The sequence below is a fragment of the Caballeronia sp. 11_S32 genome (assembly GCF_056930355.1).
Genome location: NZ_JBXOWH010000003.1, coordinates 2,120,262 through 2,134,001, shown reverse-complemented (window position 1 = coordinate 2,134,001; position 13,740 = coordinate 2,120,262). Strand labels below are relative to the sequence as shown.

Annotated in this window: 12 protein-coding genes; 10 read left to right on the top strand and 2 right to left on the bottom strand. The window is 64.8% G+C overall.

What is annotated here, in order from left to right; all coding sequences use genetic code 11:
* Positions 1 to 6: 6 nt before the first annotated feature.
* Positions 7 to 672 carry a hypothetical protein gene (locus AC1Z32_RS21610; protein ID WP_483480498.1) on the top strand — a complete coding sequence of 222 codons (666 nt, stop codon included), beginning with the start codon at positions 7 to 9 and terminating at the stop codon, positions 670 to 672.
* Between the two features lie 69 nt (positions 673 to 741).
* A complete protein-coding gene (locus tag AC1Z32_RS21605) occupies positions 742 to 1,941 on the top strand; it encodes a cystathionine beta-lyase (RefSeq protein WP_483480497.1) in 1,200 nt (399 codons plus the stop codon).
* Between the two features lie 53 nt (positions 1,942 to 1,994).
* Here AC1Z32_RS21605 and serB read toward each other — a convergent pair whose 3' ends face one another.
* Positions 1,995 to 2,834: a phosphoserine phosphatase SerB gene (gene serB, locus AC1Z32_RS21600; RefSeq protein ID WP_483480496.1), complete on the bottom strand. Its 840-nt coding sequence runs from the start codon at positions 2,832 to 2,834 to the stop codon at positions 1,995 to 1,997.
* Positions 2,835 to 2,882: 48 nt separating this feature from the next.
* Positions 2,883 to 3,839 carry a LysR family transcriptional regulator gene (locus AC1Z32_RS21595; RefSeq protein WP_483480495.1) on the bottom strand — a complete coding sequence of 319 codons (957 nt, stop codon included), beginning with the start codon at positions 3,837 to 3,839 and terminating at the stop codon, positions 2,883 to 2,885.
* Positions 3,840 to 3,938: 99 nt separating this feature from the next.
* Here AC1Z32_RS21595 and AC1Z32_RS21590 point away from each other — a divergent pair, with 99 nt between their 5' ends.
* The 8 genes from AC1Z32_RS21590 (at position 3,939) to AC1Z32_RS21555 (ending at position 13,701) form a co-directional block, all read left to right on the top strand.
* Positions 3,939 to 4,955, top strand: a complete 1,017-nt coding sequence (locus AC1Z32_RS21590) for a zinc-binding alcohol dehydrogenase family protein (RefSeq protein ID WP_483480494.1) — start codon at positions 3,939 to 3,941, stop codon at positions 4,953 to 4,955.
* 153 nt (positions 4,956 to 5,108) lie between these two features.
* A complete protein-coding gene (locus AC1Z32_RS21585) occupies positions 5,109 to 5,660 on the top strand; it encodes a DUF6013 family protein (protein WP_483480493.1) in 552 nt (183 codons plus the stop codon).
* A 324-nt stretch (positions 5,661 to 5,984) separates the two neighbouring features.
* Entirely contained in the window at positions 5,985 to 6,896 is a 912-nt protein-coding gene (gene ku / locus AC1Z32_RS21580) for a non-homologous end joining protein Ku (RefSeq protein ID WP_483480492.1), read from the top strand.
* A gap of 44 nt (positions 6,897 to 6,940) precedes the next feature.
* Positions 6,941 to 9,700 (top strand): DNA ligase D, encoded by a 2,760-nt coding sequence (ligD, locus tag AC1Z32_RS21575; protein ID WP_483480491.1) that lies wholly within the window; start codon positions 6,941 to 6,943, stop codon positions 9,698 to 9,700.
* A 31-nt stretch (positions 9,701 to 9,731) separates the two neighbouring features.
* Positions 9,732 to 10,034, top strand: a complete 303-nt coding sequence (locus AC1Z32_RS21570) for a hypothetical protein (protein ID WP_483480490.1) — start codon at positions 9,732 to 9,734, stop codon at positions 10,032 to 10,034.
* A gap of 205 nt (positions 10,035 to 10,239) precedes the next feature.
* Positions 10,240 to 10,869: a biliverdin-producing heme oxygenase gene (locus AC1Z32_RS21565; RefSeq protein WP_483480489.1), complete on the top strand. Its 630-nt coding sequence runs from the start codon at positions 10,240 to 10,242 to the stop codon at positions 10,867 to 10,869.
* Positions 10,866 to 13,244, top strand: a complete 2,379-nt coding sequence (locus AC1Z32_RS21560) for an ATP-binding protein (RefSeq protein ID WP_483480488.1) — start codon at positions 10,866 to 10,868, stop codon at positions 13,242 to 13,244. Before AC1Z32_RS21565 ends, AC1Z32_RS21560 begins: the two co-directional genes overlap by 4 nt.
* Positions 13,237 to 13,701: a response regulator gene (locus AC1Z32_RS21555; protein ID WP_483480487.1), complete on the top strand. Its 465-nt coding sequence runs from the start codon at positions 13,237 to 13,239 to the stop codon at positions 13,699 to 13,701. The genes AC1Z32_RS21560 and AC1Z32_RS21555 overlap by 8 nt, the downstream gene beginning before the upstream one ends.
* Positions 13,702 to 13,740 lie beyond the last annotated feature (39 nt).

Sequence of the window (13,740 nt, the reverse complement as noted above, 5' to 3'; positions counted from 1 at the left end):
CGAAGGATGATGCAAAGCAAGAAAGGGCCGCGCGTTCTCGCGGCCTTGACGTTGACGGCGGCGCTCGTCGCGCTGGCCGGCTGCAATTCGCCGATGCCGCCGGGTTCGCCCGGCGCGGCCGGTGTTCTGCCGTCTGATAAGCGCGAGCCGGCGGAAGCGGATGTCCACGGCGCGCAAGCGGCCATCAAGGAGCTTGCGCTGCCGCCGAAAAAGCCGCTCACGCCGAATCCGGAATACGCGCGCTTTCCGCGCTACATCGGCACGCTCGGCGACAGGCAGATTGAAATGAAGCTCGGCGCGAAGACCGACGAGCCTTCCGGCGTGCACGGCGAGTACAAGTTCGCCGGCAGCCCGAACGTGATTCTCGTCGCGGGCGATCGCGACGGCGACACGCTCGAGATCGAGGAATCGAACGACGGCACGCATATCACGGGCAACTGGGTCGGCAAGTTCGCCGCGGACGGCAGCGTGTCCGGCGAGCGCATGGACCCGGACGATTCGAACGGGCAGCCGTTCGATCTGCGTCCGGCGGTCGCGGGCGTGAAGCTGCCGCCGATGCCGGCAACGGGCGCGGCGAAAACACCGCCGCCCGCGCCGTCGCTCGAACCGGCGCCGCCTGCGCCGCCGAAAAATGCCGTGGGCGGCACGAGCAACGTCATCATCGGCGAATAGCCTGTCTCGTCTTCACGCCGCCGGGCGAACCGGTGGCGGCTTTTCTTTATCCCGATCCACACCGACGTCATGACCGATTCCAACAACAACGCCCCCGACCGCGATCTGCAAACCCGCATCGTGCAGCCGAAGGATCGCATCACGCCCGGCTTCGAGTCGTTCTCGGTGCCGGTCGCGCGTGCATCGACGGTCGTGTTTCCCGATCTCGCGACGATGCGCGCGCTCGTCTGGAGCGACGATTCCAAATGGCGCTACGGCCTGCACGGCACGCCGACGACAATCGCGCTCGCGCAGCGCTTAGCCGCGATCGAAGGCGGCGAGCACGCGCTGTTGCAGCCGTCCGGGCTGGCTGCGATCTCGAACGTCTACTTCGCGCTGGTGAAGGCGGGCGATCACGTGCTCGTGCCCGACAACGCGTATTCGCCGAACCGCGAGCACGCGGACTGGCTCGCCGCCGATTTCGGGCTGGAAGTGAGCTATTACGATCCGATGACGGGCGCGGGCATCGCCGATTCGATCCGTCCGAACACGAAGCTCATCTGGCTCGAAGCGCCCGGCTCGGTGACGATGGAAGTGCAGGACGTGCCGGCGATCGTCGCCGTCGCGCGCGCGAAGGGCATCGTCACGGCGATCGACAACACGTACTCCGCGGGCCTCGCGTTCAAGCCGTTCGAGCATGGCGTCGACATCTCCGTGCAGGCGCTCACGAAGTATCAGTCGGGCGGCAGCGACATTCTGATGGGCGCAACCATCACGCGCGATATCGAGCTGCACAAGAAGATGAAGCGCGCGCGCATGAGAATGGGCATCGGCGTATCCGCGGACGATGCATCGCTCGTGCTGCGCAGTTTGCCGACGATGAAAACGCGTTACGAAGCGCACGACCGCACGGCGTTCGCGCTCGCAACGTGGCTGAAGGCGCGTCCGGAAGTGGCGGCGGTGCTGCATCCGGCGCTGGAGGATTGCCCCGGCCACGCGTTCTATGAGCGCGATTTCGAGGGCGGCGCGGGCGGACTGTTCTCGATCGTGTTCGACGGCCGCTACAGCGCCGCGCAGGTCGATGCGTTCGTCGAGGCGCTGGATCTGTTCGCGATCGGCTGGAGCTGGGGTGGCGCGCACAGCCTCGCGATGCCCTACAACATCCGCTCGATGCGCACCGCATCGCAATGGCCGCACGAAGGCGTGCTCGTGCGCTTCTATATCGGCCTGGAAGCGGAAACGGACTTGCGCGCGGATCTCGAAGCCGCGCTCGTCAAGGCCTTCGCCTGAGTGACGAACTGACGAACTGAAAAACGGCACCGCGAGGTGCCGTTTTTTTTATATCAGAAGAGGCGCAACAATCCGTCCAGCCCGACGAAGTTGAACGCGACGCTCGCCGATTGCCGCACGACCGGCTTCGCGCGAAACGCCACCGACAAACCCGCCTCGGCCATCATCTTCAGATCGTTGGAGCCGTCGCCCATGGCGATCGCGCGTTTCGGATCGATGCCGATCTTCCCGCATGTCTCGATCAGCGTGCGGGCTTTTTCGTCGGCGTTCACGATGTCCCCGACGACCTTGCCGGTCAGCTTGCCATCGACGATTTCGAGCGTGTTCGCGCGCGTGTAGTCGAGCCCGAGGCGCGCTTTCAGGCGCTCGGTGAAGAACGTGAAGCCGCCCGACACGAGCAGCGTCTTCAGGCCGGCCGCGCGCGCGCCTTCGAGCATGCGTTCCGCGCCGGGCGAAAGTTGCAGCCGTTCATCGTAGACGCGTTCCAGCGCGCTCGCGTCGAGACCCTTCAGCAGCGCGACGCGGCGCGTGAGGCTCTCGTTGAAATCCTTGATCTCGCCGCGCATCGACGCTTCCGTGATCGCCGCGACCTCGGCCTTCAGCCCGCAAAAATCCGCAATCTCGTCGATGCATTCGATCGTGATGAGCGTCGAGTCCATGTCCATCGCGACGAGGCCGAAATCCGCGAGCTTCGCGTTCGGCTCGACATAGGCGTAATCGAGCGCGTGCGCGCCGCAATAGGCATCGATATCGGGACGCTGCAGCGGATCGGCGTCGATCAGGCGCAGGAGCGTGTCATCGACGCGCAGGGTCTCGCGCGAGCGGGCGAGCGCCGCGAGAGGCCGCAGGTGCGAATCGGAGATCGGGGCGGGGCTTTGAATGACGAGGTTCATCGGAGGCTAAAGCGCAGAAAGGCAGGAAACCGCCATTGTAAAGAACCTTCAGCGCTGCACGCGCGCCGGATCGACGTCCCAGTAGGGCGGCTCGCCGAAACAGGCCGCGAGAAAGTCGATGAACGCGAGCGTCTTCGGCGGCACGAACGCGCGGCTCGGATACACGGCCCAGATCGCGACGGTCTGCGCGAGCGGGTAGTCGTCGAGCACGGTGACGAGCTCGCCGCTCGCCAGCAAGGGCGCGACGCTCCACGTCGATTTCAGCCCGATGCCAATGCCCGCCGCGAGCGCATCGCGGATCACTTCGCCGTTGTCCGTCACGAGCCGCCCGGACACGCGCACGTCGATCACGCCGGTCGGCGTTTCGAAGCTCCAGTCGCGCTGGTCGGCGAGGATCACGCATTCGTGTTCCGCGAGATCCGCGGGATGGCGCGGCGTGCCGTGTTCGGCGAGATACGCGGGCGATGCGCACAGCACACGCCGGTTGCTCGCGAGCTTCTTCGCGATGAGCGTCGAATCCTTCAGCGCGCCAATGCGGATCGCGAGGTCGATGCCCTCATCGACGAGATCGACGATCTGATCGGTCATGCGCAGATCGACGCTCACGCCGGGAAACTGGCGCAGAAACGCGGGAATCAGCGGCGAGATGTGCTGACGGCCGAGCGAGGAGGGCATCGTCACGCGCAGGCGTCCGTGCGGATGCTCGCGCGCGCGCCCCACCGACGCGCGCGCGGCTTCGGCGGCGTCGAGCAGTTCGCGCGCGTGGGCCGCGAAAATCTCGCCTTCCTGCGTGACGGAGACGCGCCGCGTCGTGCGGTGCAGAAGCCGCGCACCGAGCATGCGCTCCAGGGCCGCGATGCGCGCGCTCGCCACCGCGGGCGACAGCCCGAACTCACGCGCCGCCGACGAAAGGTTCGCCAACGCCGCCGCACGCATGAACAGGCCGACATCGAGCAGATCGAGGCGCTCGCGCGTGACACCGTCCGTCAGTGGATCGCTCGCCATTCGATGGATTTCCCGAAAAATGTTTCATCGATTATGACGGTTTTCCAGATGCCGGATGCGCACTAACATCGAAGCAAATCCACTCGACGGAGCAAAAGCATGAAAGCCATCGGCCTCACCCGTTATCTTCCGATCTCCGATCCCGAATCGCTCGTCGACATCGAGCTCGATAAACCCGCGCCCACCGGCCGCGACCTGCTCGTGAAAATCGAGGCGATCGCCGTCAATCCCGTCGATACGAAAGTGCGCGCGCCGACGGAAAAGGTCGAGGAAACGCCGCGCGTGCTCGGCTGGGACGCGGCGGGCGTCGTGGAAGCGGTCGGGCCGGAAGTCACGCTCTTCAAGGTAGGCGATCCGGTCTATTACGCCGGCGACATCACGCGCCAGGGCGCGAACAGCGAGTTCCATCTGATCGACGAACGGATCGTCGGCGCGAAGCCGAAATCGCTCGATTTCACGTGCGCGGCCGCCTTGCCGCTCACCACCATCACCGCGTGGGAAGCGCTTTTCGAGCGGCTCGGCGTGTCGGCGCAAGGCAAGGACGCGGGCAAGTCGGTGCTGATCATCGGCGGGGCGGGCGGCGTCGGCTCGATCGGCATTCAGCTTGCGAAGCGCGTGGCGAAGCTTCAGGTGATCGCCACCGCGTCGCGGCCGGAATCGGCTAAATGGGCCGAAGATCTCGGCGCGGATCACATCGTCAATCACTTCGAGGACATTCCGAAGCAGATGAAGGACATCGGCTTCCCGCAAGTCGATTACGTGCTGATCTTCAACGACACCGACAAGCATTTCCCCGCTGCCGCCGAAGTCATCAAGCCGCAAGGCGGCATCTGCACGATCGTCGAGAATGCGAAGCCCGTCGCGGTCGAATTGCTGAAATCGAAGAGCGCGGCGTTTCACTGGGAGTTCATGTTCACGCGCGCGATGTTCAAGACGCCCGACATGATCGAGCAGCACAAGCTGCTCTCCGAAGTGGCGCGGCTGATCGACGCAGGCGCGATCCGCACGACGCTCGGCCGCGATCTCGGCAGGATCGATGCCGCGAACCTGCGCGAGGCGCATCGCCTGCTGGAAGAAGGGCGTACTGTCGGCAAGATCGTGTTGACGGGTTTCTGATCGCGTTGACGAACGTCATCGCTGTTGCCGGGGACTCGGGTTTTCCATGAGCAGACCCCGGCGCGCGCGGCGCTAGACTGACTCGGCCTTTCAGCTTCTGGCGCGGTCGTGCCGCGCCGGACTTCCCCAAGCGCTCGTTACGGAGGTGGCGGCATGAATCGTCGTTCGATCGTTCGTCGCATCGTTCCCGTCGCCGCGCTCGCGATGTTCGCCGCGACCGTCCATGCGACGCCAGGCATCAAGGTTCTCTCCGAAGCGCCCAATGACGGGCCCATCAAATACACCGTGAAGATGGTGTCGAAGAACTTCGGCAACGAGCAGGAAACGCGCACCATCCGCTCGGGCCAGACCGACGACTTCACGTGGCAGGGCACGCCGCCGAGCGGCGCGCAGGCCGTGCCGGACGGATGCCCGGAGGCGGCTTCCGTGCCGAAGAGCGCGGATGGCCAGGCCGTGCGGCAGGTGCAGATCCGCTTCGCGCCGGTCGTCGGCGACAACGGCTCGGCCAATGTGCAGATCAGCTTTCGCGCCTACGCGCCGAAGGGCACGAGCAAGGTGACCGTGGGCGGCAAGAGTCTGCAATGTCCGGCCGACACGCGCTTGAGCCAGATCGTGCGTTTCTCGATGCCGACTTCCACTGGCTCCAAAAAGACCGTCACGCTCGACGACGGCACGCAACTGACCGTCACGGCGAGCCGTAAATAACGCTCAGGATTGCCGACGCGCCGGCTCCGGTCGGCGCTTTTTTATCGGTTCGTTCGCAACTAACTGTCTTTTTCCTCCGCACCATCGAACTAACATCACGGCAACGCGGGGCGACTCTCATCAGTAAAGCTTACAGGTGCTCCGGCCCTGACGCGTCGCGCGCAAACGCATGCGCCCAGTCATGGCGCGCATCGGCGCTTGCGCGTCGCTTGGCACGCTTCGTGCGATTCCTGTCGATACCGCGCCCGTCACGCGCGCAGAGAACGCTTCGACGCGAGGCCGCGGGCGTTTCCATCGACTCGATCCGACAGCGAAGGTGCCGCGATGCCGCACATGATCTGGAAAGGCGCGATCAGCTTCGGGCTGGTCCACGTGCCCGTGCAACTCTATCCGGCGACGCAGTCGGAGAAGGTCGGCTTCAACCTGCTCGACAAGCGCTCGATGGACCCGATCGGCTACAAGCAGATCAACAAGAACACGGGAAAGGAAGTCACGCGCGACAACATCGTGCGCGGTTTCGAGTATGAGAAGGGCAAGTACGTCGTGATGACCGACGCGGAAATCCGCGCGGCCAATCCCGAGTCGACGCAGACGGTCGATATTCTCGCCTTCGTCGATGCGCCCGAGATCTCTTTCCTCTCGCTCGATACGCCTTACTACCTCGCGCCCGATCGCAAGGGCGAAAAAGTCTATGCGCTTTTGCGCGACGCGTTGAAGGACACGGGCAAGGTCGGCATTGCGAGCGTCGTGCTGCACAACAAGCAGCATCTCGCGGCGCTGATTCCCGTGGGTCCGGCGCTCGCGCTCAACACCCTGCGCTGGGGCGACGAAGTGCGCGACTTCACCCAGTTCAAATTTCCCGACGAAGACACGAAGAAGGCCGGTGTCACGCCGAAGGAACTGGAGATGGCGAAGCGCCTCATCGACGACATGAGCGACACGTGGGACCCGACGAAGTATCACGACACCTTCAAGGACGACATCATGGCGCTCGTCGAGAAGAAGGTGAAGGAAGGCAAGGTCGCCGAGGTGATGAAGATCGAGGAAGGCGGCGAGCAAAAAGCCTCCGCCGACATTCTCGACTTGTCCGAATTGCTCAAGCGCAGTCTGAAGAAAGGCGGTGCGGCCGCTAAACGCGGCGCCAAGGCAGCGCAATCGGACGACGATACCGGCGACGACACCGGCGAGGAAGCGGCGCGTCCCGCACGCAAGACGACGCGCCGCAAGCGCGCATAAGGCGCATAGGGCGCGCGAGCGCATGAATCACGAAGCACAGGGCGATGGCAGAGAAACTCGAAACCTATCAACGGATGCGGCGCTTCGACAAGACACCGGAGCCCTCCGGTGCCGCACGCCGTAGCGCCCGCGCGAAGAAGGCCGCGGCTCACGCGTTGTCCTTCGTGATCCAGGAGCATGACGCGCGCCGCCTGCATTACGACTTTCGCCTCGAGCTCGACGGCACGCTCAAATCGTGGGCGGTGCCCAAGGGACCGAGCCTCGATCCGTCGGTGAAGCGTCTCGCGGTGCATGTCGAGGATCATCCGATCGACTACGGATCGTTCGAAGGCGAAATTCCCGAGGGCAACTATGGCGCGGGAAACGTCATCGTGTGGGATCGCGGCACGTGGGCGCCGCAGTCGGGCAGCGTCGCGGAGGCGGCGCGCGACTACGAGAAAGGCAAGCTCAAGTTCACGCTCGACGGTGAAAAGCTGCACGGCGGATGGACGCTCGTGAAGAGCCACATGCGCGGCAGCGGCGACAAGGAGCAATGGCTGCTCATCAAGGAGCGCGACGACGAAGCGCGGCCCGAGGCCGAATACGACATCCTGCTGAAGAAGCCGGGCAGCGTGCTGTCGGCATCGCTCGGTGCGCGCGACAAGAGCGGCGCATTGCTCGAGCGCGCCGAGCGCAAGGCGAGCGCGAAGAAAGCGCCCGCACGCAAGACGGCGAGCAAGAGCGCGGACGGTCACGCGCATCCGGACATCGTCGCGAATCGCAACGCGGAGTCGTTGCGGACTCTGTCGCACGATCCGGCGATCGAAGGCGCCGTGAAAGCGAAGCTGCCCGCGACCTTCAAGCCGCAGCTCGCGACGCTCGTCGATTCCGCGCCGCCCGGAGATGATTGGGTATACGAAATAAAATTCGACGGCTATCGCGTGCTCGCGCGCATCGAAACGATCAGAGGCAAGCGGGAAGTGCGCATCTACACGCGTAACGGCAACGACTGGACCGCGAAATTCTCGAAGCAGGTGAAGGCGCTCGACGGGCTCGATATCGAAAGCGGCTGGCTCGACGGCGAAGCCGTGGTGCTCGACGAGCGCGGCCTGCCGGATTTTCAGGCGCTGCAGAACGCGTTCGATGTGGGCCGTCCGCAGGACATCGTCGTGTATTTCTTCGACGTGCCCTATCTCAACGGCTACGACCTGCGCCACGTGCCGCTCGTGCAGCGCCGCGCGATCCTGAAGGCGCTCATCGAGCCGGTCGACGATCCGGTGCTGCGCTATTCGCAGGACTTCGCCTTTCATGCCGACGAACTGCTCAAGAGCGCGTGCGACATGGCGCTCGAAGGCATCATTGGCAAGCGTATCGACAGCACGTATGTGTCCGGGCGAAGCAATTCGTGGATCAAGCTCAAGTGCCGCCGCCGGCAGGAGTTCGTGATTGGCGGCTATTCGGAGCCGTCGGGCAGCCGCGGGCAGTTCGGCGCGCTGCTGCTCGGCGTGTACGACGCGCACGGCAAGCTGCAATACGCGGGCCGCGTGGGCAGCGGCTTCGGTCATGCGACGCTCGTCGCGGTGAAGAAGGAACTCGACAAGCGCGAGACCCCGCGCATGCCGTTCGCGAGCGAGCCGCAGGAGCGCAGCCGCACGCCCGTGCATTGGGTGAAGCCCGAACTCGTGGCCGAATGCAATTTCGCGGAATGGACCAAGGAGCGCATCGTGCGACAAGCATCGTTCGTCAGTCTGCGTGACGACAAACCCGCGCGGCAGATCGTGAAGGAAGAGCCCGCATCGGGCAAGGCCGTCGAGGCCGATCATGAAGAGGCGGCGGCGAAGAAGCCCGCGCGCAAGTCGGCTTCTTCGAAAGCCGCTGCAACGAAGACAAGCCCGGCGAAGACCACGCGCTCGCGCGCGAACGCCGTGGAGATCGAAGGCGTGAAGATCAGTCATCCAGAACGCGTGATCGACAAGTCCACGGGTCTCACGAAGCTCGATGTCGTCGAGTACTACGCATCGGTCGGGGACTGGATGCTGCCGCATTTGAAGGACCGTCCGGTGTCGCTCGTGCGCGCGCCCGAGGATATCGGCGGCGAGCTGTTCTTCCAGAAGCACAGTGCGAAGCTCGCGATTCCGCATATCACGCAGCATCCGGATATCGATCCGGGACATCCGCCGCTGCTCACGATCGAATCGTCTCAGGCGCTCGTCGGCACCGCGCAGATGGGCACGATCGAGCTGCATACGTGGAACGCGGTCGCGTCGAACATCGAGAAGCCGGATCGCATGGTGTTCGATCTCGATCCGGGCGAAGGCGTCGGCTGGGAACGCATGATCGAGGCCGCGAAGCTCACGCGGGACCTGCTCGCGGAACTGGGCCTCACGTCATTCTGCAAGACGAGCGGCGGCAAGGGCTTTCATGTGATCGTGCCGCTCGCGAAGCACGCGGGCTGGGACGAGATGAAGGACTTTTCGCAGGCGGTCGCGCAGCACATGGCGAGCACGCTGCCGAAGCTCTTCTCCGCGAAGATGGGCATGCAGAATCGCAAGGGCAAGATCTTCATCGACTATCTGCGCAACAACCGCGGCTCGAGCACGGTCGCGGCGTTTTCGCTGCGCGCGCGTCCGGGCCTCGGCGCATCGGTGACGCTCTCCTGGGACGAGCTCGATGACGTGACGAGCGGCGATCAGTGGAACATCGGCAATGTGCGCGAACGGCTCGATTCGTTGAAGAGCGATCCATGGGCGGGTTACGACAAGGCGCGTCAAAGACTCACGGCCGAGATGAAGAAGCGGCTCGGCATCGGCGGCTCGCGCAAGTGAGCGCTCAAACAGGGAGAACAGGGAGACGATCATGAAGCAGGCCAGCACGGCACCGCAAAGCGCGCCCGAGCGCGGGCGCGAGATGGGGAGCAAGGACCGCGAGACGCAGGCGCACGACGATGCATCGAACGCGCCGCTGCCTCACGAGGCGGATCAGAACGTCGAATCGCAACACGAGGATGATGCGCGCGAGGTCGGCAAGCAGGCGCATGAGGACATCGAGCGCGGTCTCGTCGATACCGACCGCAGAGGCGGCGACGACTATCAACGCGACACGCAGCGCGACGAACATGTGAACGTGAACAGCGGCGAGGGCGGCGCGCGCGAGCGATGAACCGAACGGTGAACAGCCCCGTCGAATGGCAGCGTGCAGTGCGGTTGCGTAGAATGATTCGTTGATCAGGAGCGGGTCTGGAAGGCAACGTTTGCCGCGTTCTTTCTACCGACGCACGCAACGCGTGACACGCGCGAACCGGTAAGCCCTTCCGATGCATGCATTCTTTTGCCCGCCTAACGGCCCCACGCCCACACAACGGAACATGCCAGTCGATCTTCTGTCCCGCCTGAAGCACGAAACCGCCGCTTGTCATGCGCGGCTCGAAAATGCGCTCGACCTCATGCGGGACGATCTCCAACGCGACGAGTACATCGCGCTGCTCAAGCGCTTCTATGGCTATGTCGCGCCGTGGGAAGACGCGGCGGCCGCATGCATGCCCGCATCGCTCGCGGGCTTCTTCGATGCGCGCCGCAAGGCGCCGCTCCTTGCCGCCGATCTCGCCGCGCTGACGGGAGAGGGCCGGTCCGCCGGTTGTGTTCCGCAGGCCGATTCGCGCAATGACCTGCCGCGCATGCGCAACCTCGGCGCTGTGTTCGGTTCGATGTACGTGATGGAAGGCAGCACGCTCGGGGGGCGCTTCATCGCCCCGCATGTGGCCGGGCGTCTAAATCTCGAGCCGGGCCTCGGCAATGCCTATTTCGACGGCTATGGTCCGCGCACGGGCAGCATGTGGAACGCGTTTCGCGAGACCGCGGCGTCATCCGTTCCGGAGATTCAGTACGACGATGCGGTGAAGGCCGCCATCGATACGTTCGACAGCCTGCACGCGTGGCTGTGTCCCGAAGCCGCCGGTCTCGAGCCGTTGCAACTGGCGCCGGGAGCGGCTTCATGAGCGATTCGGAAAGCGAACCTATCGACGCGAGGGCCTTGCACGAGGCGTCGCTCGGACCGCCCGATGCCGAGGCGCGCCGCCGCACGCTCAGCTCGGGCGTCGCGAACAAGGACTGCGATGCCGAGCCGATCCACATTCCCGGCGGCATCCAGCCGCACGGCTTTTTGCTCGTGCTCGCCGGTGATCTCAGCATCGCGCAGGCGAGCGAAAATCTTGCTTCGCTCACAGGCGCGAGCGTCGGGACCTTGCTCGGCCAGCCGCTCGATGCCGTGCTCGGCGCGCACGGCGCGCAACGCGTCGCGAAGGCGGTCCTCACGTCGGCCCTCGACGACGCGCCGCTTTATATCGGCGCGATCGAAGTCACGCCGGCGATGCGCTTCGACGTCACGCTGCATCGTCATGACGGAGCGTTGATCGTCGAGATGGAAGCGGCCGCGGCGACGAACGACGCGTTCGCCTCGATGTATCCGCTCGTGCGCACTTTCGCGCGCGGGCTTCAGGACGCGGCGAGCGTTGAGGAACTGGCCGAGCTCGCGGTGCGCGAAGTGCGCGCGATCACGGGCTTCGGCCGTGTGATGCTCTACAGCTTCGATGAGGAAGGCCGCAGCCACGTGCTCGCGGAAGACCGCGACCATCGCTATGCGTCGTTTCTGCATCAGTTCTTTCCGGCGTCGGACATTCCGCGGCAGGCGCGCGCACTGTATCTGAAGAACCGCATTCGCCTCGTCGCGGACGTGAACTACAGGCCCGCGCGGCTCGTGCCGAACGTGAATCCCGGCACGGGCCGTCCCACCGATCTCACCTACGCAACGCTGCGCAGCTTTTCACCCGTGCATCTGGAGTACATGCGCAACATGGGCACGCATGCGTCCATGTCGGTGTCGATCGTCGTGCGCGGCCAGTTGTGGGGGCTCATCTCGTGTCACGATCATGACGCGCGCATCGTGCCGTTCAACACGCGCGTCGCGGTCGAGCATCTCGGGCACATGCTGTCCCTGCAGATCGAAGCGAAGGAAGAGCGCGCCGAAGGCGAATATCTGGCCGGGCTGCGCCGCACGATGGGCCGGCTCATCTCCGCGATGGGCGAGCACGAGAACTTCGCCGCCGGCTTGCAGGCAACGCCGAAAGACATGTTGAGCTTCGCGCGCTCGGCGGGCGCGGCGATCGTGTTCGACGATCGGGTCACGCTGCTCGGCTCGACGCCCGACGAGCAAACCGTGCGCGCGCTCACGCAATGGCTCGCGGAGCACACGTCCGGCGTATGGGCCACGGATTCGCTCGCGCGCGAATGGCCGCCCGCGAAAGCGCACGAGGACAAGGCCTGCGGCGTGCTCGCCGTGCCGGTCTCGCAGATCTTTCGCCACTACCTGCTCTGGTTCCGGCCCGAAGTGATGCAGACCATCAAGTGGGCGGGCGAGCCGGTGAAGATAGAAAGCGCCGATGGCGCCAGCGCGCCGCGCACGAGCTTTTCGCCGTGGCTCGAAACGGTGCGCGGACATTCGTCGATGTGGCGTCAGGGCGAGCTCGAAATCGCCGGCGAATTGCGCGGCGCGCTGCTCAACATCGTGCTGCGCCGCGCGGAAGAGCGCGCCGAGCTCGCGACCGAGCTCGCGCGCGCGAACAAGGAACTCGAAGCGTTTTCGTATTCGGTGTCGCACGATCTGCGCGCGCCGCTGCGCCATATCGCGGGCTATGGCGATCTCCTGCGCGAGCAGGAAGGCGAGCGCATGTCGGAGAAGAGCCGGCGCTTTCTCAACAACATGCTCGATTCGGCGCGCTTCGCGGGCACGCTCGTCGACGATCTGCTGACCTTCTCGCAGATGGGGCGTGCGGCGCTCAGGCCCGCGCCGGTGGATCTCAACCAGCTCGTGCGCGGCGTCGTGCAGGAGTTCGAGGTGGAAAGCTCGGAGCGGCGCATCGAATGGGTGATCGGCGAGCTGCCGCGCGTCACCGGTGACGCGGCTTTCCTTCAGCTTGCGTTGCGCAACCTGATTTCGAACGCGGTGAAATATACGCGAACGCGGGAATCGGCGAAAATCGAAATATTCGCGACCCGAAGCGGAGACGAATACGTGATCGGCGTGCGCGACAACGGCGTTGGCTTCGACATGAAGTACGGCGCGAAGCTGTTCGGCGTGTTCCAGCGGCTGCATCGCGCGGAAGAGTTCGAAGGCACGGGCATCGGGCTCGCCAACGTGCGGCGCATCGTCGAGCGCCATGAAGGGCGCACGTGGGCCGAAGGGCGGCTGGGGGAGGGGGCGGCATTTTATTTCTCCCTGCCCGTCGAATACCGCAACGCCAGTGGAACGTCAGGGACGCAAGGTGTGCGCCGGCCTGGCGCATCGACAAGAAAGCCAAGAACAGACCATGCTTAAACCGATACTGCTCGTCGAAGACAATCCGAACGACCTCGAGCTCACACTCGTCGCGCTCGACAAAAGTCAGCTCGCGAACGAGGTGATCGTGGCGCGCGACGGCCAGGAAGCCATCGACTATCTCACCTGCGAAGGCGACTGGAAGGAGCGCGCGCCGGGCAATCCCGCTGTGATACTGCTCGACCTGAAGCTGCCGAAGATCGACGGCCTCGAAGTGCTCGACATGATCCGCTCGAATGCGTCGTTGAAGAGCGTTCCCGTTGTCATGCTGACGTCTTCACGCGAGGAGCAGGATCTCGTGCGCAGCTACGAGCTCGGCGTGAACGCGTACGTGGTCAAGCCGGTGGAATTCGCGGAGTTCGTCGAAGCGATCGGCGATCTCGGCGTCTTCTGGGCCGTGCTCAACGAGCCGCCGCCGGGCTCCACGCGTTTTCGCCGCCCGCCGCCCGCACAATGACCGCTGTGCCCATGTCCGCGAACTCGTCCCGTCTCATGC

What these genes read in the sequence shown, in the direction of transcription:
- AC1Z32_RS21590 (WP_483480494.1), top strand. Translation starts at nt 3,939, where the DNA reads ATGAAAGCCATCGGCCTCACCCGTTATCTTCCGATCTCCGATCCCGAA.
- AC1Z32_RS21565 (WP_483480489.1), top strand. Translation starts at nt 10,240, where the DNA reads ATGCCAGTCGATCTTCTGTCCCGCCTGAAGCACGAAACCGCCGCTTGT.
- AC1Z32_RS21605 (WP_483480497.1), top strand. Translation starts at nt 742, where the DNA reads ATGACCGATTCCAACAACAACGCCCCCGACCGCGATCTGCAAACCCGC.
- serB (WP_483480496.1), bottom strand. Translation starts at nt 2,834, where the DNA reads ATGAACCTCGTCATTCAAAGCCCCGCCCCGATCTCCGATTCGCACCTG.
- AC1Z32_RS21570 (WP_483480490.1), top strand. Translation starts at nt 9,732, where the DNA reads ATGAAGCAGGCCAGCACGGCACCGCAAAGCGCGCCCGAGCGCGGGCGC.
- ku (WP_483480492.1), top strand. Translation starts at nt 5,985, where the DNA reads ATGCCGCACATGATCTGGAAAGGCGCGATCAGCTTCGGGCTGGTCCAC.
- AC1Z32_RS21585 (WP_483480493.1), top strand. Translation starts at nt 5,109, where the DNA reads ATGAATCGTCGTTCGATCGTTCGTCGCATCGTTCCCGTCGCCGCGCTC.
- ligD (WP_483480491.1), top strand. Translation starts at nt 6,941, where the DNA reads ATGGCAGAGAAACTCGAAACCTATCAACGGATGCGGCGCTTCGACAAG.
- AC1Z32_RS21560 (WP_483480488.1), top strand. Translation starts at nt 10,866, where the DNA reads ATGAGCGATTCGGAAAGCGAACCTATCGACGCGAGGGCCTTGCACGAG.
- AC1Z32_RS21595 (WP_483480495.1), bottom strand. Translation starts at nt 3,839, where the DNA reads ATGGCGAGCGATCCACTGACGGACGGTGTCACGCGCGAGCGCCTCGAT.
- AC1Z32_RS21610 (WP_483480498.1), top strand. Translation starts at nt 7, where the DNA reads ATGATGCAAAGCAAGAAAGGGCCGCGCGTTCTCGCGGCCTTGACGTTG.
- AC1Z32_RS21555 (WP_483480487.1), top strand. Translation starts at nt 13,237, where the DNA reads ATGCTTAAACCGATACTGCTCGTCGAAGACAATCCGAACGACCTCGAG.